This is a genomic window from Burkholderia sp. D-99 (genome assembly GCF_011605345.1).
Classification (GTDB): Bacteria; Pseudomonadota; Gammaproteobacteria; order Burkholderiales; family Burkholderiaceae; genus Burkholderia.
In genome coordinates this window covers 1,020,325-1,045,479 of record NZ_JAAOXM010000001.1, presented here as the reverse complement: position 1 = coordinate 1,045,479, position 25,155 = coordinate 1,020,325, and the positions used below count along the sequence as shown (strand labels likewise).

The window sequence follows — 25,155 nt, the reverse complement described above, 5'->3', positions numbered from 1 at the left end:
TCATGCCTCCCGCGGAGCCGGCACGCCGTCGATGCGTTGCGGCACGTTCAGCGGATTGCCGTTGCGGATTGATTCCGGCAGCAGCGCGTCGGGCACGTCCTGATACGACACGGGGCGCAGGAAACGCTCGATCGCACGCGCGCCGACGGACGTCGTGCGCGTGTCGGACGTGGCGGGGAACGGGCCGCCGTGCACCATCGCATGACCGACCTCGACGCCCGTGCCGAAGCCGTTGACGAGAATGCGGCCGGCCTTGCGCTCGAGCGTCGGGCGCAGCGCGGCGAACAGTGCGGCGTCGCCGTCGGCGAGATGCGCGGCGATCGTCAGCTGGCCTTCGAGCGACTTCAGCACGCGATGCAGCGTGTCCGCGTCCGGGCATCGCACGATCAGCGAAGCGGGGCCGAAGACTTCGTCGCGCAGCTCGGGATGCGCGACGAACGCATCGGCCGAGGTTGCCAGCAGGGCGGCGCGGGCCTGCAGCCGGTCGCCTTCCGCACCTTGCGCGAGCAGTTCGACGGCAGTGTGCGCACGAAGCGCCGCGACGCCTTGTTCGTAGCTGGCGTGGATGTGCGGCGTCAGCATCGTTTGCGCGGGCGCTGCACGCACCGCAGCGGCGGCCGTTTCTTCGAACGCGCGCAGCGCGGGCCCGTCGACCGCGAGCACGAGGCCCGGATTCGTGCAGAACTGGCCAGCGCCGAGCGTGAGCGATGCGACGAACTGCGGCGCGATCGCAGCGTGGCGCGCGTCGAGTGCGGCGGGAAACAGCAGCACAGGGTTGATCGAGCTCATTTCCGCATAGACGGGAATCGGCTCGGGGCGCGCGGCCGCGATATGCATCAGCGCGACGCCGCCGCGACGCGAGCCGGTGAAACCGACGGCCTTGATGCGCGGATCGGCGACGAGCTTCTGGCCGACCTCGCGCGATGCGTCGAACAGCAGCGAGAACACGCCGGCCGGCATCCCGCATTCACGCGCGGCCTGCTGGATCGCGCGGCCGACGAGCTCCGACGTGCCCGGGTGCGCGGAATGCGCCTTGACGATCACCGGGCAGCCGGCCGCGAGCGCCGACGCCGTGTCGCCGCCGGCGACCGAGAACGCGAGCGGGAAATTCGACGCGCCGAATACGGCGACGGGCCCGATCGCGACGTTGCGCAGGCGCAGGTCGACGCGCGGCAGCGGCTTGCGCTCGGGGCGCGCCGGGTCGATCCGCGCGTCGAGAAAGCCGCCGTCGCGCACGAGCGACGCGAACAGCGCGAGCTGGCCGACCGTGCGGCCGCGCTCGCCTTCGATGCGCGCGCGCGGCAGGCCCGTTTCGATGACACAGCGTTCGATCAGGTCGTCGCCGAGCGCCATGATGTGGCGGCCGATCGCGTCGAGAAACGCGGCGCGGGCTTCGAGCGACGTTTCGCGATAGATGTCGAACGCGTCGTCGGCGAGCTCGCAGGCCGTCTCCAGGTCGTGCAGGCTCGCGCCGCCGAAGGCGGGTTCGAGCCGTTCGCCGGTCGCGGCGGCGATCGCGTGAAGGGTGCCGTTCTGTCCGGTGACGGCGGACTGGCCGATCAGGAGCTGACCTGTGAGTTGCATGGTTTTCCTCGGAAAAAAGCAGGGGCCGGGCGTGGGGTGCCCGGCCGGAATGATGGTGAGAAAGGGAACGGGCGCGTCAGTCCTCGTCGTCGTCGAGCTGCAGCTTGTCGGAGCGCACGCCGGTGTTGGCGCCCCAGTAGTAGATGACGAGCGCGACGGCCGCGACGACGACCGTGTCGTACGGATGCGCGAGCCGGCCCGTGCCGCCGAAGCCGCCGAGATACGACAGCACGATCATCGCCGCATAGAACGCGATCAGCCACGCGGACGAGCGCACCTGTTCGGCGAGGCTCAGGTGTGCGGTCGGCACCCAGCGGCGGCACGCGAGATAGATGACGAACATCACGATCTGCAGGCCGAGCAGCCAGGACACGGTGCTCCAGCCCGACCAGTAGACGATCAGCGCGGCGATCACGAACGACGCGGGGCCGGTGATGCCGAACGCCACCGCGCGGAACGGCCGTGGGAGGTCGGGCGCGGTGCGGCGCAGTGCGGCGACCGACACCGGTGCGACCGCATAGCTCAGCACCAGCGCGGCCGACACGATGTTGATCAGCGCTTCCCACGACGGGAACGGCAGTGTCCAGAAGATCGCGAGGCCGAACGTGAGCCACAGGCCCGCACGCGGGATGCCCGACGCTTCGTCGACGCGCGTGAACACCTTGAAGAAGGTGCCCGTCTTCGCCCAGCCGTAGACGACGCGGGGCGTCGCGTTCATGTAGATGTTGCCGCAGCCGCTCGGCGAGATCATCGCGTCGGCGACGACCATCACCGCGAGCCAGCCGACGCCGAGCGCCAGCGCGATGTCGCGGTACGGCAGCGAGAACGCCTTGCTGACGTCGTGCCAGCCGCCGGCGAGCATCGCGGTCGGGATGCTGCCGATGAACGCGAGCTGCAGCAGCACGTAGATCAGCGTCGACAGCAGGATCGACAGGATCAGCGCGATCGGGATCGTGCGCTGCGGATTGCGCACCTCGCTCGCGACCGACACGATCGGCGTGAGCCCGAGATACGCGAAGATGATGCCGCCCGCGGACACGGCCATCTCGATGCCCGGCATGCCGAACGGCGCGAAGCCGTGCACGGTCAGGTTCGCGGGCTTGAAGAACGTGAACAGCACGCCGATCACCGCGAGCGGCACGATGAACTTGAAGATGCTGATGATGTTGTTCGCTTTCGCGAACGTCTTCACGCTCGAATAGTTCAGGTAAAAGAAGAAGCAGAGCAGCGCGGCCTGCACGAGCCAGCCGAGCGTCGTCGGGTCGCTCGATCCAGCGACTGTCAGGCCCGGAAACCACGCGGCCGCATACTGGCGCGCGGCGACGACTTCGATCGCGATCAGGCTCGAAAAGGCGATCAGCGTGATGAAGCCCATCAGGTAGCCGAGCAGCGGGCCGTGCGAGAACACCGGGTAGCGCACGACGCCACCGGCACGCGGCAGCGCGGCGCCGAGTTCGCAGTAGACGATGCCGAGCAGCAGCACCGCGAAACCGCCGAGCAGCCACGAGAAGATGCCGGCCGGGCCCGCGATCGTCGATACGTGACTCGCGGCGAACAGCCACCCCGAACCGAAAATGGCGCCGAGACCGATGAACGTGAGATCGGTCAGCGACAGCTGCTTCTTGAACTTGCCGTGACCCGCGTCGGGGTGCGCGGAACGGGAAAGCGGGACAGACGGGTGTGCGTTGCCTTGGCCTGGCATGGGCTTGTCTCCTGGGGGGAATATCGGCACAGGCTTGAAGTGCGCCGCGCTCCGACGGAGCAGCGGCGCAGGCCTGCCGGCCGGCGTCGCCCGGTTCGAACGACCGGGGCGGGCGGCGGGGCGTTCACGCGCGGCACGGGCGGGCGCCGGTGCGAACGGGCCCGCAGGCCAATGCCGAACCGGGGGCGGCGGCGCGCAGGCGACAAGCCTGCGCACTGCCGCACGGGGAGTCGATCAGAGACCGACGTCGGGCAGCGCCGGGCGCGTTTCGAGCGCCTTCGCGACGATGGCCTTCACTTCCGCGAGCGTGTCGCCCTGCAGCGCGAGGCGCGGCGGGCGCGTGATCGCGCTGCCGCGGCCGACCAGCTCTTCGCACAGCTTGATGCACTGCACGAGATCGGGGCGTGCGTCGAGGTGCAGCAGCGGCATGAACCAGCGATACAGCGCAAGCGCTTCGTCGAAACGCTTTTGCTTCGCGAGGCGGAACAGCGTCTCGCCTTCCTTCGGGAACGCGTTCGACATGCCCGACACCCAGCCTTCGGCGCCGACCGCGATGCTCTCGACCACGACGTCGTCGAGGCCCGCGAACAGCACGAAGCGATCGCCGACCGCGTTGCGCAGGTCGATGAAGCGGCGCGTATCGCCCGACGAATCCTTGAAGCAGACGATGTTCTCGCAATCCTGCAGCGCGATCAGCACGTCGGGCGTCACGTCGTTCTTGTAGATCGGCGGGTTGTTGTAGACCATCACCGGCAGGTCGGTGCTCGTCGCGACCGCGCGGAAGTGCGCGGCGGTTTCATGCGGCTTCGCCGAGTACACGAGCGCGGGCATGACCATCACGCCGTCGACGCCGACGCGCTGCGCTTCACGCACCGTGTTGCGCGCGAATTCGGTCGTGAATTCGGCGATGCCTGCGATCACCGGAATCTTGCCGCCGGCTGCGTCGCGTGCAGCCTCGATCACCTGGAGCTTCTCGCTCGTCGACAGCGACGTGTTTTCGCCGACCGTGCCGCAGACCACGAGGCCCGACACGCCGTCGTTCACCAGGTTCTTCACCACGCGGTGCGTGGCGTCGATGTCGAGGGAAAAGTCCGGCTTGAACTGGGTGCTGACGGCCGGGAAAACCCCGGTCCATTGAATGGCTTTGCGGCTCACTGAAATCTCCTACGTTCGTATCGGTCGGCCGACAGGTGTGTCGGTGTGGCAACCAGTATCGCCGCGCAAATGCCCATCACGCTTGAGTCGTATCGCGGAGCAAAATGACGAAATCGGCACAGCGGCCGGCAGGGGCGTGACGGGCGCGTCGCACTATGCCGATTTCGTCGTCGTCCTCATCGAAAAGCCACAAGCGGACGGACGCGCGACGGAGGAAGCTATGCTCCTTTCCCCACTTCGGACGGCTCATGATGAAGCGCATCCAGATCATCGATTCGCACACGGGCGGCGAACCCACTCGGCTCGTCGTGTCCGGATTTCCGTCGCTCGGCAACGGCACGATGGCCGAGCGCCGTGACGTGCTCGCTCGCGAGCACGACCGTTACCGCACCGCGTGCATCCTCGAGCCGCGTGGCAGCGACGTGCTGGTCGGCGCGCTGCTCTGCGAACCCGTTTCGCCCGACGCGGCGGCCGGCGTGATCTTCTTCAACAATAGCGGCTATCTCGGGATGTGCGGGCACGGCACGATCGGCGTCGTGCGCACGCTGCATCACATGGGTCGCATCGCACCCGGCGTGCACCGGATCGAAACGCCCGTCGGCACCGTCGAGGCGACGCTGCACGACGACCTGTCGGTCAGCGTGCGCAACGTGCCCGCGTATCGCCATGCGAAGGGCGTCGCGCTCGACGTGCCGGGTTACGGCCACGTGAAGGGCGACATCGCGTGGGGCGGCAACTGGTTCTTCCTGATCAGCGACCACGGGCAGCGCGTCGCCGGCGACAACGTCGCGGCGCTCACCGCGTATGCGTCGGCCGTGCGCGAAGGGCTTGAACGCGCGGGCATCACCGGCGCGAACGGCGGCGAGATCGACCATATCGAGCTGTTCGCCGACGATGCCGAACACGACAGCCGCAGCTTCGTGCTGTGCCCGGGCCTCGCGTACGACCGTTCGCCGTGCGGCACCGGCACGAGCGCGAAGCTCGCGTGCCTCGCGGCCGACGGCAAGCTCGCGCCGGGCGCCGTGTGGCGGCAGGCGAGCGTGATCGGCAGCGTGTTCCATGCGAGCTACGAGGAAGCCGCCGACGGGATCGTGCCGACGATCCGCGGCAGTGCGCACCTGAGCGCGGAAGCGACGTTGCTGATCGAGGAAGACGATCCGTTCGGCTGGGGTATCGCGCCGTGAGCGACGCGAAGACGGATGTCGTCGTGATCGGCGCCGGCATCGTCGGCGCGGCGTGCGCGCACGAACTCGCGCAGCGCGGGCTGCGCGTGCTCGTCGTCGACGACGCGAGCGGCGGTGCCACCGGCGCGGGCATGGGGCACCTCGTCGCGATGGACGACAATGCGGCCGAACTCGCGCTCAGCCATTACTCGATCGAACTGTGGCGCGCGTTGAGCGGCGAGATGCCCGAAGGCTGCGCGTACCGCAACTGCGGCACGCTGTGGCTCGCAGCGGATGCGCACGAGATGGATCTCGCGCGCGCGAAGCAGGCGGCGCTCGCCGCGCACGGCGTGGCGGGCGAACTGATCGACGCGGCGACGCTCGCGCAACTGGAGCCGATGTTGCGTGCGGGCCTTGGCGGCGCGCTGAAGATTCCGGGCGATGCGATCCTTTATGCGCCCGTCACCGCGAACTGGCTGCTGCAGCGCGCGCCGCGCATCACGTTGCGGCGCGACCGGGCCGTCGCGGTCGATGGCCCGAGCGTGAAGCTCGCGAGCGGCGACACGCTGCGCGCGGAGCGGGTGGTCGTCGCGAACGGCGTTGCCGCGCGCACGCTGCTGCCCGAACTGCCGCTGCGCCCGAAAAAGGGCCATCTGCTGATTACCGACCGCTATCCGGGCCAGGTGTCGCACCAGCTCGTCGAGCTGGGCTATGCGGCGAGCGCGCATGCGAGCGACGGCACGTCGGTCGCGTTCAACGTGCAGCCGCGGCCGACCGGCCAGTTGCTGATCGGTTCGTCGCGCCAGTTCGACACCGAGGATGCGCAAGTCGAGCCGCCCGTGCTGGCGCGCATGCTGCGCCGCGCGGTGGGCTATCTGCCGGACCTGGCCGACCTGAACGGCATTCGCGCGTGGACGGGGTTCCGTTCCGCGAGCCCCGACGGGCTGCCGCTGCTCGGCGAGCATCCGGCGCGGCCGGGCGTGTGGCTCGCGGTCGGGCATGAAGGGCTCGGCGTGACGACCGCGCCGGGCAGCGCGCGGCTCGTCGCCGCGCTGATGGCCGGCGAACGGCCGCCCATCGATATCGAACCGTATTTGCCGGGACGCTTCCTGACCGCGTCCCATGTAGCCGGAGCGCTGACATGATCATTCATCTGGACGGCCGTGCGCTGACGGTGGCCGACGGCGTGACCGTCGCGGCCGCCGTTGCGGCGAGCGGCGACGACACGACGCGCGTGTCGTGCACGGGCGCGGCACGCGCGCCGTTTTGCGGAATGGGCGTCTGTCAGGAGTGCCGGATGACGATCGACGGGCGGCGCCGGCTGGCTTGCCAGACGCTGTGTCGCGAAGGGATGCAGGTGGAGCGTACGCGATGAAACAGGAACGACTGAGCGTTGATGTCGCGATTGTCGGCGCGGGCCCGGCCGGGCTGTCGGCCGCGCGGGCAGCCGCGAAAGGCGGCGCGACGGTCGCGATCGTCGACGACAACCCGCGTGCAGGCGGGCAGATCTGGCGTCAAGGCGCAACGGCCACGCCCGCGCCGGCCGCCGCCGAGCGGCTCGCCGTATTGCGGAAGCCGAACGTCACGCATCTCGCGGCGACGCGCATCGTCGCCGAAACTCAGCCGGGCACGCTGCTGCTCGAAGACGACGAGCGCGGGCTGCTGCTCGACTACCGCACGCTGATTCTCTGCTGCGGTGCACGTGAACTGCTGCTGCCATTCCCGGGCTGGACGCTGCCGGGCGTCACCGGCGCGGGCGGCTTGCAGGCGCTGATCAAGTACGGCCTCGACGTGCGCGGGCAGCGCACGGTGATCGCGGGCAGCGGGCCGCTGCTGCTGGCCAGCGCGGCGACGGCCCGTCAAGCCGGCGCGCGCGTGTCGCACGTGCTCGAACAGGCCGCATGGGGCGACGTGGCCGGTTTCGGCGCGGGATTGTGGCGCTGGCCGTCGAAGCTCGCGCAGGCCGCGAAGCTCGTCACGGCCGCTTACCGGCCTGATGCGCATGTCGTCGAGGCATTCGGCGACAAGCGACTCGAACGCGTGCGGATCCGGCACGGCGGTCGCGAGTTCGACATCGACTGCGACCGGCTCGCCTGCGGTTTCGGCCTCGTGCCGAATACGGTGCTGCCGAGCCATCTCGGCTGCCGGATCGACAACGGCGCGGTAGCGGTCGATGCGCACCAGCGTACGAGCCGTGACGGGGTGTTTGCGGCGGGAGAGTGCACGGGTGTCGGCGGCAGCGAACTGGCGATGGTCGAAGGCGAAATCGCCGGATATGCGGCGACCGGGCAGACGGCGCCGCTGGCTGCGCTCATCGCGCAGCGTGCACGCTGGCAGGCGTTCGCGGACGCCGTGCGCGAACGGTTTGCGATCCGCGAGCCGATCCGCCGGCTTGCGCGGCCCGATACGCTGCTGTGCCGCTGCGAAGACGTGCGTTTCGATGCGGTCGCGCAAGCGCCGGGCTGGACGGCCGCGAAACTGCAGTCACGTTGCGGGATGGGCGCGTGCCAGGGCCGCGTGTGCGGTGCGGCTGCGCAGGCATTGTTCGGCTGGACACCGCCTGTACCGCGCACGCCGCTCGTGCCCGCGCGGGTCGGCACGCTGATGCTGGACGGCACGGCGTCCTGCGACGGCGCGTGAGGCATTGCGGCGTCGCGGTAACTCGATAACACGGCCTCGCGACAACGCGACAACGCGACAACGCGACAACGCGACAACGCGACAACGCGACAACGCGACAACGCGACAACGCGACAACGCGACAACGCGACAACGCGACAACGCGACAACGCGACAACGCAGCAACGCAGCAACGCAGCAACGCAGCAACGCAGCAACGCAGCAACGCAGCAACGCAGCAACGCGGCCCGGTTGACACCGGGCCGCGCGATTCATTCCGCCTTCACCTTCTCCCATCCGCCGACCTGCGGTGCCGCGCACGCGCGCAGGCACTCGATCGTCGCGGCGACCGCCGCGCGATTCGCGCTGTCGGGGTGCCAGTACATCGACACCGCACCCTGGCCTTCGAGCTGCATCGGCAGGATCCGGATCGCGTTCAATTGCGCGAAGCGCTGGGCAGCGCGATGCGATGCAACGCCGAGCAGGTCGGTGTTGTTCAGCAGAGTGAGGTTGAGGATCGACGAATTCGATTCGACACAGTGGGGCGGCCGCACGCGGCCGGCGGCCGTCAGCGCGGCCTCCAGCGCGTTGTGCACGGGCGTGCCTGACGGCCATACGATCCACGAATAGGCGAGCACGTCGTCCCAGCCGACCGACGCCGCACCGGCGAGCGCGTGGCCGGGCCGCGCGACGAACACGACCGGATCGACATACAGTGCTTCGGCATGCAGCAACGGATCGACCGATGTCGACCCCGAGCGGCCCACGACGATGTCCAGTTCGCTGCGTGCGAGCTGCGGCATCAGCTGGTTCATCGTGCTTTCGGTGAGCCGCACCTGCGCGCGCGGCATCCGTTTCAGCAACTGCGACACCGCGAGCGGCACCGTGTCGGCCGCCGCGACGCCTGACGTGCCGATCGTCACGAGGCCGCTGCCGCCTTCCCGCAGCGCGGCCATGTCGTCGCGCGCGACGTCGAGCTGCGCCTCGACGCGGCGCGCATGCTCGATCAGCGCTTCGCCGTAGGTTGTCGGCCGCAGGCCGCGTGCATGGCGCTCGAACAGCGGCAGCCCGACATCCTCCTCCAGTTCCTTCAGCCATTTCGACAGCGCGGGCTGCGTGGTCGCGAGCGCCACCGCCGACTGGCTCAGGTTGCCGGTGCCGGCCAGGCTCAACAGTACCTGCAGATGCCGCAGCCGCAGCCGGTGGGTCCAGTCCATCGCATGCCTCGTCGCGAGAAGGTATATACAAAATAATATGGATCAGATGATTTGACCATTTTACCGGGTATGTCTGGGTCGAATATAAATCGACTAACGGACTGCAACATGGTCCCCGACCCGACAGATACAGCGCCGACGCCGATCGGCCGACGCCAAGGAGACATCATGACGACCCACCCGGACGCGTCGCGCGCCGCCTACTACGCACGGATCGCCGAGCAACGCCTGGCGCCGCTGTGGGAATCGCTGCACAACCTCGTGCCGAAATCCCCGCAGCCGGCCGCGCAGGCCGCGATCTGGAAGTACGCGCAGGTGCGCGACCTCGTGATGCAGGCCGGCAGCGTGATCAGCGCGGAAGAGGCCGTGCGCCGTGTGCTGGTGCTGGAGAATCCCGGGCTGCCCGGCAAGTCGAGCATGACGCCGAGCCTGTACGCGGGGCTGCAGCTGATCCTGCCGGGCGAGATCGCGCCGAGCCACCGGCATACGCAGTCGGCGCTGCGCTTCATCGTCGAAGGGTGCGGCGCGTGGACGGCCGTGAACGGCGAGCGCACGACGATGCATCCGGGCGACTTCATCATCACGCCGTCGTGGGCGTGGCACGACCACGGCAATCCGTCGGTGGACGAGGGCGGCGAGCCGGTCGTGTGGCTCGACGGGCTCGACATTCCGCTCGTCGCGAACCTCGACGCGGGCTTCGCGGAGAACTACCCGGAAGCCGTGCAGCCCGTGAATCGCCCGGAAGGCGACAGCCTCGCGCGCTTCGGTCACAACATGGTGCCGGTGCGGCATCGCGCGAGCGATCCGACGTCGCCGGTGTTCAGCTATCCGTATGCACGCACCCGCGAGGCGCTCGACGTGCTGTACCGGAACGGCGAGCTCGATGCGTGGGACGGCGTGAAGCTGCGCTACGTGAACCCCGCGACGGGTGGTTGGCCGATGCCGACGATTGCCACCTTCATGCAGTTCCTGCCGGCCGGTTTCGACGGCCGCACGTACCGCAGCACCGACGCGACGATCTACTGCGTCGTCGAGGGCAGCGGCACCGCGCACATCGGCGGCAACGCATTCGAATTCGAGCCGCACGACATCTTCGTCGTGCCGTCGTGGGCGCCGGTGCGGCTGTCGGCGTCGTCCGACAGCGTGCTGTTCAGCTATTCCGACCGGCCCGTGCTGTCCGCGCTGAACCTGCTGCGCGAAGCGCGCGACTGACACCGGCCGGTTTTTCGCCTCGCTTTGTCGATCCATTTCTCGTGCGCCGCCGCGCGGCGCGCGTCCCTTTGTTCATGTCTACGCTGGAGCTGTTCATGACTTTCGTTTTCCCGCCCGAAGCGCCCGTGGCGCTCCCCGTCGCCGGCAGCGACGCCCGATTCGCGGTGCGCCGCGTCTATTGCGTCGGCCGCAACTACGCGGCGCATGCGCGCGAAATGGGCTTCGATCCCGATCGCGAGCCGCCGTTCTTCTTCTGCAAGCCGGCCGATTCGATCGTGCCGGTCGCGTACGGCGAAACGCTCGATCTCGCGTATCCGTCGCAGACGCAGAACTATCACTACGAAGCCGAACTCGTCGCGGTGATCGGCAAGGGCGGTTCGGACATTCCGCTCGAGCGCGCGCTCGAACACGTGTGGGGCTATGCGGTCGGCCTCGACATGACGCGCCGCGACTTGCAGATGAAGATGCGCGAAATGGGCCGGCCGTGGGAGATCGGCAAGGCGTTCGACCGCTCGGCGCCGATCGGGCCCGTGCATCCGGCAGGCGATGTCGGTCATTTCGAGCAGGGCGGCCTGTGGCTGACCGTCAACGGCGCGACGAAGCAGAAGAGCGACGTGTCGCACCTGATCTGGTCGGTCGCGGAAACGGTGGCCGACCTGTCGAAGTTCTTCCGCCTTGAACCGGGTGACGTGATCTTCACGGGCACGCCGGAAGGTGTCGGCGCGGTGGTCGCTGGCGACGTGATGAAGGTCGGCGTCGAACGGCTCGGCGAACTGGCCGTGCGCGTGGTCTGACGCATCTTCCTCGAAAGGCGACATCGTGCAACTGCATAGCTTCTTCAACAGTTCGACGTCCTACCGGGTGCGCATCGCGCTCGCGCTGAAAGGGATGCCGTATGACACGCTGCCGGTGAACATCCGCACCGGCGAGCATCGCGACGCGGCCTACGTCGCGAACGTGAACCCGTCCGCGGCGGTGCCGGCGCTGGTCGACGGCGATTTCCGTCTCGGCCAGTCGCTCGCGATCCTCGATTACCTCGACCAGATCCAGCCGACGCCGCGACTGATTCCGCTCGAACTGCGCCGTCGTGCGCACGTGCTGGAACTCGCGGCGCTGATCGCCTGCGACATCCATCCGGTCAACAACCTGCGCGTGCTGCGCTATCTCGACAGCGAGCTGAAGGTCACGCCACAACAGAAGACCGCGTGGTACCGGCACTGGATCGCGGAAGGGATGGCCGGCGTCGAGCGGCTGCTCGCGCGCTCGGGCGAGGGCCCGTGGTGCTTCGGCGACACGCCGACACTGGCCGACGTGTGTCTCGTGCCGCAGGTCGCGAACGCGTTGCGGATGGACTGCGACCTGAGCGCCTATCCACGCAGCCTCGCGGTGTATGAACACGCGCGGCATGAGCCGGCGTTCGACGCGGCGCAGCCGCAGCGGCAACCGGATTACGTCGAGTAACAAGAAAGAAGCAGGAGACAGACATGGACGAGACACAAGACAACGGCCGGCGCGTGCTGGTGATCGGCGGCGGCATCGGCGGCCTCGCGACGGCGCTCGCGCTCGCGCGCCAGGGCATTCGCGTGAAGCTGCTCGAACAGGCCGAGCAGATCGGCGAGATCGGCGCGGGAATCCAGCTCGCGGCGAACGCGTTCAATGCGCTCGATGCGCTGGGTGTCGGCGAGGCCGCGCGCAGCCGGGCCGTGTTCACCGACTGGCTGCAGCTGATGGATGCGGTCGATGCGCGCGAGGTTGCGCGCATCGATACGGGCGCCGCGTACCGCGAGCGCTTCGGCAATCCGTATGCGGTGATTCATCGAGCGGACATTCACCTGTCGATCTACGAGGCGGTCAAGGATCATCCTTTGATCGAGTTCCGGACGAGCACGCAGGTGTGCGGGTTCGAGCAGGACGGCAACGGCGTGACCGTGACCGACCAGCACGGCGAACGTTATCGCGCCGATGCAGTGATCGGCTGTGACGGCGTGAAATCGGCGATCCGTCATGCGCTGATCGGCGATGTGCATCGCGTGACGGGCCACGTCGTGTATCGCGCGGTGGTCGACGTCGACAACATGCCGAAGGATCTGCAGATCAATGCGCCGGTCGTGTGGGCCGGCCCGCATTGCCATCTCGTCCACTATCCGCTGCGCGGCGGGCGGCAGTACAACCTCGTCGTCACGTTCCACAGCCGCGAGCAGGAAACTTGGGGCGTGCGCGAGGGGAGCAAGGAAGAAGTGCTGTCGTACTTCGACGGCATTCATCCGCTGCCGAAGCAGATGCTCGACCGGCCGACGTCGTGGAAGCGCTGGGCCACCGCTGACCGCGACCCGGTCGAACGCTGGAGCGCGGGCCGTGCGACGGTGCTCGGCGACGCCGCGCATCCGATGACGCAATACATTGCGCAGGGCGCGTGCCAGGCGCTCGAGGACGCGGTGACGCTCGGCGCGGCCGTCGCGCAGGCCGACGGCGATTTCGAGGCGGCGTTCGCACTGTACGAACGCGCGCGGATTCCGCGCACCGCGCGCGTGCTGTATTCGGCGCGCGAGATGGGGCGGATCTATCACGCGAAGGGCGTCGAGCGGCTGGTGCGCAACGGGCTCTGGGTCGGCCGCACGCAGGCGCAGTTCTACGACGCGCTCGACTGGCTGCACGGCTGGCGCGCAGAGGATTGCCTGAAGACGGTCGCATAACGCATCCGTTCAGCCCGAATCCGGCGGCGCGCATTTTTCAACGACGTACGACGCGCGACCGCCTTCCTGGAGGAGACACCATCATGGCCGATACGCTGTCCATCGACGTCAGCGAATGGATCGACCGGCATCGCGTTGCGCCGTTTCAGGCCGCGATCGTCGTCCTGTGCTTCCTGATCGTCGCGATCGACGGTTTCGATACCGCATCGATCGGTTTCATCGCCCCCGTCATCCGCGTGGAATGGGGCCTGTCGCCCGCGCAGCTTGCACCGGTGTTCGGCGCGGGGCTCGGGGGGCTGATGGCCGGCGCGCTCGTGTTCGGGCCATTCGGCGACCGGTTCGGCCGCAAGCGCCTGCTGCTCGCGTGCGTGGCGTGCTTCGGCATCGCGAGCGCCGCGTCGGCGAGTGCGGGCGGCCTGACCGAGCTGATCGCGTGGCGCTTCGTGACCGGGCTCGGGCTCGGCGGCGCGATGCCCAATGCGATCACGCTGACCTCCGAATACTGCCCGGCACGACGCCGTTCGCTGCTGGTGACGACGATGTTCTGCGGCTTCACGATCGGCTCCGCGCTTGGCGGGCTCGCGGCTGCGTCGCTGATCGAGCACCACGGCTGGCGTTCGGTGCTCGTCGTCGGCGGGGCTGCGCCGCTGCTGCTCCTGCCGGTGCTCGCGTGGCGGCTGCCGGAATCGGTGCGCTATCTCGTCAATCGGCACGCACCTTCCGCGCGGATCGCCGCGATGCTCGGCCGCATTGCGCCGGATCCGCATCTTCTGAACGCGTCGTTCACCGCGCCGGCCGGCAAACCGGCCGGATCGCCGCTTGGCCGCCTGTTCGGCGCCGACCTGCTGCGCGGCACGCTGCTGCTGTGGCTCACGTTCTTCATGAGCCTGCTCGTCATCTATCTGCTGTCGAGCTGGCTGCCGACGCTGCTGCGCACGACCGGTGCGACGCTGCAGACGGCTGCGCACGTGACCGCGATGTTCCAGGTCGGCGGCACGTTCGGCGCGATCGTCCTCGGCTGGCTGATGGACCGTTTCGACCCGCATCGCGTACTGGCCTGCAGCTACGCGGCGGCCGGCGCATTCGTCGCCGCGATCGGTGTGTTTGCCGCGTCGCCGTGGGGCGCCGCGCTCGCCGTGTTCGCGGCCGGCTTCTGCGTATCGGGTTCACAGGTCGGCGCCAATGCGCTGTCGGCCGCGTTCTATCCGACCGAGTGCCGCACCACCGGTGTAAGTTGGGCGAACGGGATCGGCCGCGGCGGCTCGGTCGTCGGATCGATGGCGGGTGGTGCGATGCTGGCGATGGGCGTGCCGTTGTCGACTGCCTTTGCCGTCGTCGCGGCGCCGTGCGTGATAGCGGCGATCACAGTGCTGGCGCTCGGCATGGTTCGTGCTGGCGCGGCGCGCGCACCGACCGCGAAGACGATGGCGGGCGAGCAGGCCTGAGCGAAGGAGGGCGCAAGGCCGTCAGCCGGCAAACAGGGAGATACAACATTATATGATTTAATATAATATCGATTCTTTAATTGTCTTCCTGCGCCGATGAACGACGATCTTTCCGCCGGGTTCCCGGAACCCGACCCGATGCGCGCGGCCGCCGAATCGGCCTGCGCGCTGCTCAAGGTGCTGTCGAATCCCGACCGGCTGCTGCTGCTCTGCGAGCTGTCCCAGGGTGAGCGCCGCGTGAGCGATCTCGAGGCAGCGCTGGATATCCGTCAGCCGACGCTGTCGCAGCAGCTCGGCGTGTTGCGGGACAACGCGCTGGTTCGCACGCGCCGCGACGGCAAGAACATTCACTACTCGCTCGACAGCCCGGCCGCGATCGCGGTGATGGGCGTGCTGTACGAACAGTTCTGCGGCCCGGCCGCGAAGGGGCGGCGCGATGCAGCTTGATGCACTTCATTTCACGCCGTGGCTGTCGCTGGCCGGTGGCGTGCTGATCGGGCTCGCGGCCGCGTGGCTCGTCGCGTTCAACGGCCGGATTGCCGGCATCAGCGGCATCGTCGGCGGCTTGCTCACGGCACGCGCCGGCGAGCGCGACTGGCGCGTCGCGTTCGTCGCCGGGCTGATCGCGGCACCGCTCGCGACGCACATCGCCGGGAACAGCCTGACGCCGCAGATCGATGCAGGCTGGTTCGAGTTGCTGGCGGCCGGGCTGCTGGTCGGAATCGGCACGCGGTACGCGGGAGGCTGCACGAGCGGCCACGGCGTATGCGGGATGTCGCGCGGCGCGCTGCGCTCGGTGGTCGCGACGGCAGTCTTCATGGTCGCGGGCTTCGCGACCGTATTCGTGCGACGGCACGTGTTGGGGGGCTGACATGCAGGCAGGATTCGCGTTTTTGGCGGGGCTGCTGTTCGGCGTCGGCCTCATCGTGTCGGGCATGGCCAATCCGCAGAAGGTGTTCGGCTTTCTCGACCTGGCGGGCCGCTGGGATCCGTCGCTCGCGTTTGTGATGGCCGGCGCGACGGGCGTGGCCGTGTTCTCGTTCGCATGGGCGAAGCGCCGGACGCGGTCGTGGCTCGGCCTGCGGATGCAGTTGCCGGCCCTGCGAGCGATCACCGTGCGCCTGGTTGCCGGAAGTGCCGTGTTCGGCATCGGCTGGGGGATCGCCGGGTTCTGCCCGGGGCCCGCGATCGTGTCGATCGGCTTCGGGTCGGCGAAGGGGATCGGGTTCGTCGTCGCGATGCTGGCAGGGATGGCGGTATTCGAGTGGATCGAGCGTCGCAGGAGCGCACGGTGATGCCGTGACCGCCGCGTGCGAGGCAGGCTGCGGCGGTTGAACCGGCCGAGGGCGGTCGATCCGCATGAGTGTGGCCGAACCGGACCGCGCCAGATCTCCGCCGGATGATGCGGTGTCAGCCTGACGCTCCTCCATGACACCACGGCAAGTCTCCTTTTCACGAATGCTCGCGCACACGATGGCCGCCGTGCATCCTTGCGGACAGCCGGCGCAGGATTGCGCGCCACGCCACGAGCAAACCCCTCCGGCTCGCCGGTTCCACGATCGCCGTGCTGACTGCGCCGGCGCCGCCGGCCGACAGTGCCACGTGGCCGGCCGTCTCGAGCGTCAGGCATTCGCCTTCGTCGAGCAAGCGGCGAATGTGCTGCGGCGCGTCGGGGAGCCAGTCGAGCCCGCCGTGGCGCAGCGTGACCGCAAGCGCGCCGTCGAGCACGATCACCCGGCTGCCCTTGTCGAACCACGCAAAGTGGCTTTGCCCGGCGTCGAGCCGGATGTGATGCGTTTGCATGGCGATTCCCTTTCCCGGTTGCGCGGCCTCGCGACGGCGAGGCGACAGCGTGCAGTCAGGTTAGGGAAACGGGCACCGGCACGACAGATTCAGGGGGCGGGAATCTGTTGCGGTGCAGACGACGATTTTGCGTTGCTGTATCGGTGGTTTTCCCCGGAGTCTGTATCTGGCGTGCCATCGGGCGAGCGGGCACGATCGCCTGTATGACGCCTTTCACCGATTCATCCCGCCCACCGTTGCCGCTGGACGGCGAGCCGCTTTACGAACGGCTCGCCGAGCATTACCGCCGCATCATCGCGGCCGGCACGCTGGCGCCCGGCGACCGGATGCCGTCGGTGCGCGCGTTCATGGCACAGCACGGCGTGAGCCTGTCGACCGCGATCCAGGCGTTCCGGCGGCTCGAGGATACGGGCTGGTGCGAGGCGAAGCCGCGTTCCGGCTACTTCGTGCGGCGCCGCGCGGCGGTCGCGCTCGACACGCTGCCGGAAAGCGATGGGCCGCCGCTGAGCGTCGAGCCGCCGTTCGCGGGCCTGCACGAACGCGTGTCTCGCGTGATCGACCGCGCCAACGCGGCGCCCGATGCGCTGAATCTCGGCGGCGCGTCCGCGCTGGCCACGCTGTATCCGGCCGAGCGCCTGCAGGCGCTCGCGATCCGGCTATTGCGGCGCAAGCCCACCTTGCTGACCGATGCGGGGCCCGTCGGCGGTTCGCCCGAGTTCCGGCAGACGATGGCCAAGCGCGCGCTCTCGTATGGCGTAACGGTGACGCCGGACGACGTGATGTCGACGAGCGGTGGCGTCGATGCCGTGAATCTCGCGTTGCGTGCGGTGGCGCGCCCCGGCGACACGATCGCGATCGAATCGCCGGCGTTCTTCGGCTTGATCCAGTTGCTCGAAAGCCTCGGCTTGCGCGCACTCGAAATCCCGGCCAGCCCGACAACCGGCCTGTCGATCGAGGCGCTCGAAGTGGCGCTGACCGCGTATCCGGACATTCGGGCCGTGGTCGTCGTGCCGAACCTGCAGAACCCGCTCGGCTGCGTGATGCCTGACGGGCGCAAGGCCGCGCTCGTCTCGCTCTGTTCGCGTCACGGCGTGGCCGTGATCGAGGACGAGCCATATCGCGAACTCGTCGAGGCGCCACAGGCGGTCAAGCCGGTGAAGGCATGGGATCGCGACGGCACGGTGATCTACTGCCCGTCGTTCAACAAGGTACTGGCCCCCGGGATGCGTCTTGGCTGGATCAGCGCGGGGCGCTGGCACGCGCGCGTGAAGATGCTGAAGTTCGCGCACAGCCGGCACAACGCTGCGTTGCTGCAAGCCGTTGCGGCCGAATTCGTCGGTTCGGGCGCGTTCGATCGCCATCTCCGCCGGTTCCGCGAACAGCTGAGCGTGCAGCGCGACGTGACGATCGACGCGATTGCACGGCATTTCCCGGCTGGAACCCGGATGAACCAGCCGCCAGGCGGCATGCTGCTGTGGATCGCATTGCCGGACGGCGTGCGCTCCGAGGCGCTGTTCGACGCCGCGCTTGCGCACGGCGTCAGGATCGCGCCCGGTTCGATCTTCTCGAATTCCGACCGCTTCGACGGCTATATCCGGCTCGCTTGCACGCGCGTGTTCGATGCGGCGCACGAAGCGGCGTTCGAAACGCTCGGCCGCCTCGTACGGGAAGCCATGGCGGCCACGTAAGCGCGGTGGCGGCTGGCCGAGCTTGCGAAGACGCAAGCCCCCCGGCTTTCCGGGCCACCGACTCGGCAAGCCGCCGCCATTTCATCGGCTGGCCGAGTGCGTGGCGAGGTGCTGGCGGATCAGCGACAGGTAACGATCGCCGACCGAGAAATCGCGCGCGGCGCGCGGCCGTTCGGCCTGGCGCAGCGTGGCCGGTGCGCTCATGCCCAGATATCGGCAAACGGCGGACGGGAAGGGCTTGCGTGTATGCCCGAGCTGGCGAGCCGCGTGCTCGACGCGGGCATCGCCGACCTGGGCGCGGAGCCACGCCAGCACTTGGCGATCGGCTTCGTTGACGATACGGACCAGATGTTCCATCGCGCGCCTCACTGTTCATAAATACAGTGCTGTAAATATAACCAGTGTTCGGGGCGGCCGCAAGCGGGCGCGCATGCGGCTGGCCGTTCGGCCAGGGTCAGCGAGCCGGCGCAGCGGTTCGCGTGATCCGGGCAACAGGGGCCGCGGGCGCGGCGACCCCCGTATAGCGCGCGTCGGTCAGCGTGCCGAGGAACGCGACGATGTCGTCGATCTCCGTGTCGGTCAGCGCGGGCAGCGTGCCGGGCCGGCGGTTCATCGGCGTCGAGTTGACGTTGATGTTGCCGCGATAGGCGGCCGGCACATCGTCGAACGTTCTGGCCCCGTGATACCAGAAGCCTGGGTCAGTCGAGCGCGTGTTGTAGAACGCGACCGCGTCGCGCAGCGTCGTGAACACGCCGTTGTGCATGAACGACTGCTTGACCGCGACGTTGCGCAGCCCCGGCGTGCGCAGGTAGCCGCACCATTGCGTCGGCTCGGGCCAGCGCAGCCGCCGTGCGGTGTCGCACAGGCCGTTGTCGAAATGACGCGGATCGCGGTTTGCCGGCAGCGCGCGATTGCGCGGCACCGCGATCGCGTCGTAGCCGAAATCGGTGAAAAGCGAACGCTCCGGGCGGCTCGATGTCTCCGACAGCGTGTGGCAGCTCATGCAATTGCCCTTGTCAGGATTCCGGAACAGCGCGAGGCCGCGCATCTCGGCCGGTGCGAGCGGTTTGCGCGTGCGCAGGAATGCGTCGAAACGCGACGTGAACGGCGCCATCTCGTCGCTCTGCAGATAGGCTTCGACGGCCAGGCCCAGCGCACGCACCAGTTGCTCGGGGTCGCGCTGCACCGATGCGCCGAAGCGCGCGGCGAGCTCGGGCGCGAGTTCGGTCGCGTCGACCTTGCGCAGCAGCGCGGCCGGCGACCGGTTGTTCATCTCGTTCGGATCGAACAGCGGCCCGCGGATCTGCTCGGCGAGCGTATCCGCACGGCCGTCGCTGAACAGGCCGCCGAACGGTGACGGCGCGGGCGCGTCGTCGTCCTGGTAGAAGTGGCGGCGCGGCACGTAGCGCACATAGAGCAGCGAGGGTGCGTTGCGCTGGCTGAAACGCCCGGGACGGCTGCCTTCCGGCACGCCGGGCCCCGCGAGCGAGGCGGCCGACAGCGTCGGCGCGAACGCGCGCCCCGGGTCGTGGCAACCCGCGCACGACATGCCGCGCGGCTCGGACAGCCGCGAATCGAAGAAGATCCGGCGGCCGAGCGCGACGAGCGTCGGGTCGGGCGCGAATCTCGCGGTAGCCGCATCGATCTTGCCCGTCACTTGCGGCGTGCCGTTGCCGATCGTGTCGACCACGCGTGAAGGCGGCGCACCGGGCAGCAGGACGGTTTCGGCCGGCGCGGCTTGAGCCGCGAGCGTCAGGCCGGCGAGCACGGCAGCGGCCAGTGTGCGCAGCGTTTGCCGGCCGCGCGCATGGCGGCCGTCACATCGAACTTCCTCACTCACGGCGCAATGAACCCCGTCTTGTCGCAAGCGAGCGTCGTGCCCGACTGGTTGCACGACGCGAGCAGCTTGCCGGCCGCCGAATACGCGTGGAACACCCAGCCGGTCGCCGGGGCGGCCCGGCGTTCCATGATCAGGAAACCGAAGCTGTTGTTGTGCGACAGCCGCTCGATCACGGCGCCCGGTGCGGGCGTCAGGCCGGCCGGGAACGGGTCGGGCAGCGCGACGTCGAGATTGTCGCCGCCGTTGCCGGACACGATCGTCGCCGGGTGCCCGGACGAGAAGTTGATCGCCTGGAAATCGTGCACGTGCCCGTGCAGCGCGACGTGCACGCCGGGCGGATAGTACGCCTGCGCATTGAGGCTCGACATCACCGACTGCAGCGCGAGGTTGCCCGGCGCGGGCGTGCTGCCGGCGATCGGCGCGAACGCGAGGATCGGATGGTGGTTCGTGAAGATCGTCGTCGTCATGCCGGCCTTCGACGCGAGCGCGGCGACCGTCTGGAACTGCTTCTGGTAGATGCCGAATTGCGCGTCGGTCGTCTTGAGCGGCGTGCGGCCGACCTTCGCGGTGTCGAACACGATCACCTGCGAGCCGCCGCCGAGCGATACCGCATAGGGTTCCGAATAGTTCGCGTTGTTGTCGTTGGCCGGATCGTCGCACGAGCGCGCGGCCGCATACGGGCGCGGATCGAGGAAGCGGAACCAGCCCTGGCCCGCGCGCGCGCATTCCTCGTGGTTGCCGCGCACGACGACCCACGGTGCCTTCGCGAGCAACGGCGCGGCCGGGCGGAACAGGTCGGCCTGCCACGTATCCCAGCCATAGCCCCACGGGCTGTCCTTGCAGCCGGCGATGTCCGGCGGGCATGCGTTCTCGCGATAGTGGTAGTCGCCGATGTGCATCACCAGGTCGGGCGACAGCTTCGCGACGCTGGCCGCGATCGTGTCGAGCGGCCAGACCGTCGCGTCGTTGCACGCCTGCCATGCGTTGTCGGCTTTCTTCATGCGGCAGCCGGTGTCGGCGATGATCGCGATGCGTTGCGGCTGCGCCTTCGGCAGCGGCAGCGTGCGGCCCGCGACGCTCGCCGCCTGCGCACCGGTCGGCAGTGTCGCCTCGCAGACGGAAACAGGGAAGCTCGACGGCTTCGAATCGGACGGGTCGCTGGCGGTCGGCCGCTGGGCGATGGTCGCGGCGCCCGCGCGCAGGGACATGCGCGACAGCTTGCCGTCGACGGTCAGTTGCGGGCACAGCGGATCGCTGGACGACGCGGGGGTGTAGTTCGTGATGACGCGTGCGATCGCCTGGTTCGTATCGCCGATCTCAACCCATGCGGCCTGGACGTTGACCGACGCACTCGCCGGATCGGCCGGCGAATCGATGTGGTTCGAGCACGCGGACAGCGCGGCGAGGGCAACAAGGGGAGCGCAGCGGACGAGCAAGGCGCGCGGGAGGAATCGTCGCATGGGAGGCACCGTAGGAAAGTCGTCAACGATACGCAGTGTGAATGTAAGAAATATGAAAAAAACGGTGCGCGACGGGGGCTCGCACGCGGGCCGGGCGTCGACGTTGCGGCGGCAGGTCGCGGCCAGGGGGCTTGACCTCAAGCGGGCTTGAAGCAGCAAAGTGCGATGCACGATCAACGAATCAGAAGGGGAATCGACGATGGAAACCAGCCGGCCCAATGACGAACAATCCGCGCTGTGGAACGGCCCGTCGGGGCGTGCCTGGGTCGATACGCAGGCGTCGATCGACCGGATGTTCGAGCCGTTGGAGAGGTTGCTTGTAGAGGCGGCGGCCACGTCGTCCGCGCGCAGCGTGCTCGACGTCGGCTGCGGCACAGGCGGGGTCACGGTTGCAATCGCGCAGCGGCTCGGTGCGCAGGCGCAATGCACGGGCATCGATATCTCGGCCCGGATGATCGACGCCGCGCAGGCGCGCGCCGAACGCAGCGGCGTTCATGCCCGCTTCGTGCGTGCGGATGTGCAGACGCACGCGTTCGCGCCCGCGAGCGTCGACCTGATCGTGTCGCGCCTCGGCGTGATGTTCTTCGACGATCCGGTTCGCGCCTTCGCGAATCTGCGGCATGCGGCGCGGCCGAATGCGCAGATGCGGTTCGTCGCATGGCGCAGCGCGGCGGACAATCCGTTCATGACGATCGCCGAGCGGGCCGCGGCGCCGTTGCTGCCGAACCTGCCCGCGCGGCGGCCCGGCGCGCCGGGGCAGTTCGGGTTCGGCGACCGGCAGCGGATCGCGTCGGTGCTGGCGGACAGCGGCTGGGCGGACATTGCGATCGAGCCGGTCGATCTGGCGTGCGCGCTGCCCGCGCCTGCGCTGGACGACTACATCACCCGGCTGGGCCCGGTCGGGCTGGCGTTGCTGGAAGTGGACGAGGCAACGCGGCGGCGCGTGGTCGACACGATGCGTGCCGCGTTCGAGCCTTACGTCGACGGTGCGGATGTGCGCTTCGACGCAGCATGCTGGTTCGTGACGGCGCGTGCACCGTCCGCGTAACGCGTTGCGGTTAGGAAGCGGATCAGGGAAGGAGCGGCCGGTTCGCCCCGCGCGTTGCCGTTCGCGCGGAACGAAACCGGGCCGCGCGACGTCCGTGCGTCAGCGTCGCCGCGCGCGCAGCATCAGCCACGCGCAACCGCCGGCGACCAATGCGAGACCGAGCAGGACCGCCTCGACGCCGAGCGCAAACCCGGGCGGCATGTCCCCGGTGTCCGGCATCGGCGACAGGTTGATGCCCATCGCGATGGCGCCACCGGCGAGCAGCGCCGCGCAGATGATCCAGTAGACCTTGCCGCGCGGCGCCGCGGCGCGGATCCGCCATAGCGCGATGCCGGCTCCACCGAGATAGAGCACGGCGAGCGTGCCGAGCGCGATGACGTCGGAGGCGCGGCTTTGCAGGAACCCGGTCATCGTGTGGCTCCGTCGGGCGTGGCAGGCGGCCACGACGCAGTGAGGGCGGCACGCGGGTTCATTCGGCCTCCGTCGCATGCCCCGGCGCGCGGCTCAGCAGATGCGTGCGCTTGTCGGCCGCGAGCGACACGTAGCGTTCGTACTGGCGCAACACGTCGGCAATTACTTCGTCGCCGCGCAGGTATTCGACGTCGTAGCCAAGCCGCCCGTCCTCGAAGAACGTGACGATCCCGTACACGTGCGCCCGTGCCGCTTCCGGCCCGGCCGCCTCGCGTACGAGGAACGCGGCCGCGGATTTCATCGTCACGCGCACGCCGTACACGAAATCGCGGTGGTCGGCGGTCGGCACGGTGAGACGCACCGCATCGTCGCTATCGCGCTGCACGTTCGCATCGACGCCGCTCGCGCGCAACTCGTCGGCGACTTTGCGCAGCGCGGGCTCGACCGTTTCGGCAACGAACTGGCGTGCTTCCGCTTCGGTCGTCTGCCGCAGGATGTGCGTCAGGCGGTGGCGCCAGTGCTGGCCGGTCCAGAAGCTCGTCGCGGGCGCGACGTCCTGCGAATAGTGCACGCGGTCGGCCGCGAGCCCGCGCCATAGCCCGTAGCAGAGCGCGATCATGATGATCGCGACCGGCAGCGCGGCGATCAGCGTCATCGCCTGCAAGGCGCCGAGCCCGCCTGCGACGAGCAGCACCGCGGCCGTCACGCCGAGCAGCGCTGCCCAGAACAGCCGTTGCCAGACCGGCGAGTGCGCGTTGCCGCGCGTCGCGATCTGGTCGATCACGAACGCGCCCGAATCGGCGGACGTGACGAAGAACACCGCGATCAGCACGATCGCGGCGATCGACAGCACTTGCGACAGCGGCAGGAAATCGAAGAAGCGGAACAGCAGCGAATCGACGTTGGTGGCCGTCTGCGCGAGCGCGCCGGCTGCACCATGTGTATCGAGCCAGATCGCGCTGTTGCCGAACACGGTCATCCACACGAGGTTGAACGCGGTCGGCACGAGCAGCACGCCGATCACGAACTGGCGGATCGTGCGGCCGCGCGAGATGCGCGCAATGAACATGCCGACGAACGGCGACCACGATACCCACCACGCCCAGTAGAGGATCGTCCAGCCGCCGAACCAGCCTTCCTCGCGCGGCGATGCGTACGCGTACGTGCGGAACGACAGGTCGACGAGGCTCGACAGGTACTGGCCGATGTTGTCGCCGAGCGCGCGCAGCAGGAACGCCGTCGGGCCCGCGACAGCCACGAACGCGAGCAGCAGGAACGCGAGCAGCAGGTTCAGCTCGGACAGCCGCCGCACGCCCTTGTCGAGGCCGCTTGCGGCCGACAGCCCTGCGAGGATCACGACGAGCGCGACGAGCCCGATGCGAAACGCATTGCTGCCCGTATCCCAGCCGGCGACCGTATGCAGGCCGGCGCTGATCTGCATCACCCCGTAGCCGAGCGTCGTTGCGATGCCGGCGACCGTGCCGACCAGCGCGAACGCATCGACCGTGTGACCGATCCAGCCGTTGATGCGCTCGCGCAGCACCGGATACAGCCCCGAGCGCAGCGTCAGCGGCAGGTTGTAGCGGAAGCCGAAGTACGCGAGCACGAGCCCCATCAGCCCGTAGATCGCCCACGCATGGAAGCCCCAGTGGAAGAAGGTCATCAGCATCGCCTCGCGCGCGGCGGCGGGCGTGCCCGGGTCGACGGTCGGCGGCTTCAGGAAGTGCTGCATCGGCTCGCCGACGCCGAAGTACATGAGGCCGATGCCCATGCCGGCGGCGAACAGCATCGCTGTCCACGACACGAAGCTGAATTCGGGCTCGGCATCGTCGGGCCCGAGCCGGATGTTGCCGAAGTCGCTCGCGGCGATCAGCACGAGAAACACGAGGAAGCCGGTGACGGCGAGCACGTAGAACCAGTCGAAGCGCGCGATGACCCATTGCTGGCCGGCGGAGAACAGCGCGCCGGCTTCGCTCGGGCGCAATGCGCACACGACGAGCAGTGCGCCGATGACCGCGAGCGCGGGCAGGACGACCTGTGGCTTGAATGTCGTGCGGGGCGAGGGGCGGGAATCTGGCATGGCTGGCATCCAGTTGTGGGCGCAACGAGGCGCGA

Annotated in this window: 24 protein-coding genes; 14 read left to right on the top strand and 10 right to left on the bottom strand. The window is 68.8% G+C overall.

Features of this window, described 5'->3' with window-relative positions:
• The 3 genes from HAV18_RS04560 to HAV18_RS04550 form a co-directional block, all read right to left on the bottom strand.
• The gene (locus HAV18_RS04560) at positions 1-1,584 is read right to left on the bottom strand and encodes an aldehyde dehydrogenase (NADP(+)) (RefSeq protein ID WP_166953243.1); all 1,584 of its coding nucleotides are present in this window, start codon (positions 1,582-1,584) and stop codon (positions 1-3) included.
• A 76-nt stretch (positions 1,585-1,660) separates the two neighbouring features.
• The gene (locus HAV18_RS04555; protein ID WP_166953241.1) at positions 1,661-3,286 is read right to left on the bottom strand and encodes an APC family permease; all 1,626 of its coding nucleotides are present in this window, start codon (positions 3,284-3,286) and stop codon (positions 1,661-1,663) included.
• A gap of 234 nt (positions 3,287-3,520) precedes the next feature.
• Positions 3,521-4,441 carry a dihydrodipicolinate synthase family protein gene (locus tag HAV18_RS04550; RefSeq protein WP_011547925.1) on the bottom strand — a complete coding sequence of 307 codons (921 nt, stop codon included), beginning with the start codon at positions 4,439-4,441 and terminating at the stop codon, positions 3,521-3,523.
• A gap of 251 nt (positions 4,442-4,692) precedes the next feature.
• Between HAV18_RS04550 and HAV18_RS04545 the strand changes: the two genes are divergently transcribed.
• The 4 genes from HAV18_RS04545 to HAV18_RS04530 are packed head-to-tail and all read left to right on the top strand — an operon-like array spanning position 4,693 to position 8,244.
• A complete protein-coding gene (locus HAV18_RS04545; protein ID WP_208101789.1) occupies positions 4,693-5,625 on the top strand; it encodes a 4-hydroxyproline epimerase in 933 nt (310 codons plus the stop codon).
• Entirely contained in the window at positions 5,622-6,749 is a 1,128-nt protein-coding gene (locus tag HAV18_RS04540; RefSeq protein ID WP_166953238.1) for an FAD-binding oxidoreductase, read from the top strand. The genes HAV18_RS04545 and HAV18_RS04540 overlap by 4 nt, the downstream gene beginning before the upstream one ends.
• Positions 6,746-6,979, top strand: coding sequence for a 2Fe-2S iron-sulfur cluster-binding protein (locus tag HAV18_RS04535; RefSeq protein WP_166953236.1), 234 nt, complete (start codon positions 6,746-6,748; stop codon positions 6,977-6,979). Before HAV18_RS04540 ends, HAV18_RS04535 begins: the two co-directional genes overlap by 4 nt.
• Positions 6,976-8,244, top strand: a complete 1,269-nt coding sequence (locus HAV18_RS04530; RefSeq protein ID WP_166953235.1) for an FAD/NAD(P)-binding oxidoreductase — start codon at positions 6,976-6,978, stop codon at positions 8,242-8,244. The genes HAV18_RS04535 and HAV18_RS04530 overlap by 4 nt, the downstream gene beginning before the upstream one ends.
• Positions 8,245-8,495: 251 nt before the next feature.
• Here HAV18_RS04530 and HAV18_RS04525 read toward each other — a convergent pair whose 3' ends face one another.
• On the bottom strand, positions 8,496-9,440 hold the full coding sequence (locus HAV18_RS04525) for a LysR family transcriptional regulator (RefSeq protein WP_166953233.1): 945 nt from the start codon (positions 9,438-9,440) through the stop codon (positions 8,496-8,498).
• Between the two features lie 168 nt (positions 9,441-9,608).
• Between HAV18_RS04525 and gtdA the strand changes: the two genes are divergently transcribed.
• The 8 genes from gtdA (at position 9,609) to HAV18_RS04485 (ending at position 16,085) form a co-directional block, all read left to right on the top strand.
• The gene (gene gtdA / locus HAV18_RS04520) at positions 9,609-10,652 is read left to right on the top strand and encodes a gentisate 1,2-dioxygenase (protein ID WP_166953231.1); all 1,044 of its coding nucleotides are present in this window, start codon (positions 9,609-9,611) and stop codon (positions 10,650-10,652) included.
• Between the two features lie 95 nt (positions 10,653-10,747).
• Positions 10,748-11,446 (top strand): fumarylacetoacetate hydrolase family protein, encoded by a 699-nt coding sequence (locus HAV18_RS04515; RefSeq protein WP_166953229.1) that lies wholly within the window; start codon positions 10,748-10,750, stop codon positions 11,444-11,446.
• Positions 11,447-11,471: 25 nt separating this feature from the next.
• On the top strand, positions 11,472-12,113 hold the full coding sequence (gene maiA / locus HAV18_RS04510; RefSeq protein ID WP_166953227.1) for a maleylacetoacetate isomerase: 642 nt from the start codon (positions 11,472-11,474) through the stop codon (positions 12,111-12,113).
• Positions 12,114-12,136: 23 nt separating this feature from the next.
• Positions 12,137-13,345 (top strand): 3-hydroxybenzoate 6-monooxygenase, encoded by a 1,209-nt coding sequence (locus HAV18_RS04505; protein ID WP_166953225.1) that lies wholly within the window; start codon positions 12,137-12,139, stop codon positions 13,343-13,345.
• Between the two features lie 83 nt (positions 13,346-13,428).
• Positions 13,429-14,790 (top strand): aromatic acid/H+ symport family MFS transporter, encoded by a 1,362-nt coding sequence (locus tag HAV18_RS04500; protein WP_166953223.1) that lies wholly within the window; start codon positions 13,429-13,431, stop codon positions 14,788-14,790.
• Between the two features lie 96 nt (positions 14,791-14,886).
• The gene (locus HAV18_RS04495) at positions 14,887-15,237 is read left to right on the top strand and encodes a helix-turn-helix transcriptional regulator (protein ID WP_166953221.1); all 351 of its coding nucleotides are present in this window, start codon (positions 14,887-14,889) and stop codon (positions 15,235-15,237) included.
• The gene (locus HAV18_RS04490; RefSeq protein ID WP_166953219.1) at positions 15,227-15,661 is read left to right on the top strand and encodes a YeeE/YedE family protein; all 435 of its coding nucleotides are present in this window, start codon (positions 15,227-15,229) and stop codon (positions 15,659-15,661) included. Before HAV18_RS04495 ends, HAV18_RS04490 begins: the two co-directional genes overlap by 11 nt.
• Position 15,662: 1 nt before the next feature.
• The gene (locus HAV18_RS04485; protein WP_166953217.1) at positions 15,663-16,085 is read left to right on the top strand and encodes a DUF6691 family protein; all 423 of its coding nucleotides are present in this window, start codon (positions 15,663-15,665) and stop codon (positions 16,083-16,085) included.
• A gap of 157 nt (positions 16,086-16,242) precedes the next feature.
• Here HAV18_RS04485 and HAV18_RS04480 read toward each other — a convergent pair whose 3' ends face one another.
• Positions 16,243-16,593 carry a hypothetical protein gene (locus HAV18_RS04480; protein WP_166953215.1) on the bottom strand — a complete coding sequence of 117 codons (351 nt, stop codon included), beginning with the start codon at positions 16,591-16,593 and terminating at the stop codon, positions 16,243-16,245.
• 203 nt (positions 16,594-16,796) lie between these two features.
• On the opposite strand from HAV18_RS04480, the gene HAV18_RS04475 reads away from it, so the two are divergent.
• Positions 16,797-18,281, top strand: a complete 1,485-nt coding sequence (locus HAV18_RS04475; RefSeq protein WP_166953213.1) for a PLP-dependent aminotransferase family protein — start codon at positions 16,797-16,799, stop codon at positions 18,279-18,281.
• Between the two features lie 81 nt (positions 18,282-18,362).
• Here HAV18_RS04475 and HAV18_RS04470 read toward each other — a convergent pair whose 3' ends face one another.
• From HAV18_RS04470 to HAV18_RS04460, 3 genes are all read right to left on the bottom strand, one after another.
• Positions 18,363-18,638, bottom strand: coding sequence for a hypothetical protein (locus HAV18_RS04470; RefSeq protein WP_166953210.1), 276 nt, complete (start codon positions 18,636-18,638; stop codon positions 18,363-18,365).
• Between the two features lie 97 nt (positions 18,639-18,735).
• Positions 18,736-20,121 (bottom strand): cytochrome c peroxidase, encoded by a 1,386-nt coding sequence (locus HAV18_RS04465; RefSeq protein WP_347814729.1) that lies wholly within the window; start codon positions 20,119-20,121, stop codon positions 18,736-18,738.
• Complete coding sequence (locus tag HAV18_RS04460; RefSeq protein ID WP_166953208.1) at positions 20,118-21,581, bottom strand: metallophosphoesterase; 1,464 nt, start codon at positions 21,579-21,581, stop codon at positions 20,118-20,120. The genes HAV18_RS04465 and HAV18_RS04460 overlap by 4 nt, the downstream gene beginning before the upstream one ends.
• A 199-nt stretch (positions 21,582-21,780) precedes the next feature.
• On the opposite strand from HAV18_RS04460, the gene HAV18_RS04455 reads away from it, so the two are divergent.
• A complete protein-coding gene (locus tag HAV18_RS04455) occupies positions 21,781-22,629 on the top strand; it encodes a class I SAM-dependent methyltransferase (RefSeq protein ID WP_166953206.1) in 849 nt (282 codons plus the stop codon).
• 99 nt (positions 22,630-22,728) lie between these two features.
• On the opposite strand, the gene HAV18_RS04450 is transcribed toward HAV18_RS04455, so the two are convergent.
• Both HAV18_RS04450 and HAV18_RS04445 read right to left on the bottom strand, forming a co-directional pair.
• Complete coding sequence (locus tag HAV18_RS04450) at positions 22,729-23,040, bottom strand: hypothetical protein (RefSeq protein ID WP_166953204.1); 312 nt, start codon at positions 23,038-23,040, stop codon at positions 22,729-22,731.
• Between the two features lie 58 nt (positions 23,041-23,098).
• The gene (locus tag HAV18_RS04445) at positions 23,099-25,120 is read right to left on the bottom strand and encodes a BCCT family transporter (RefSeq protein WP_166953202.1); all 2,022 of its coding nucleotides are present in this window, start codon (positions 25,118-25,120) and stop codon (positions 23,099-23,101) included.
• Between the last annotated feature and the right edge of the window lie 35 nt (positions 25,121-25,155).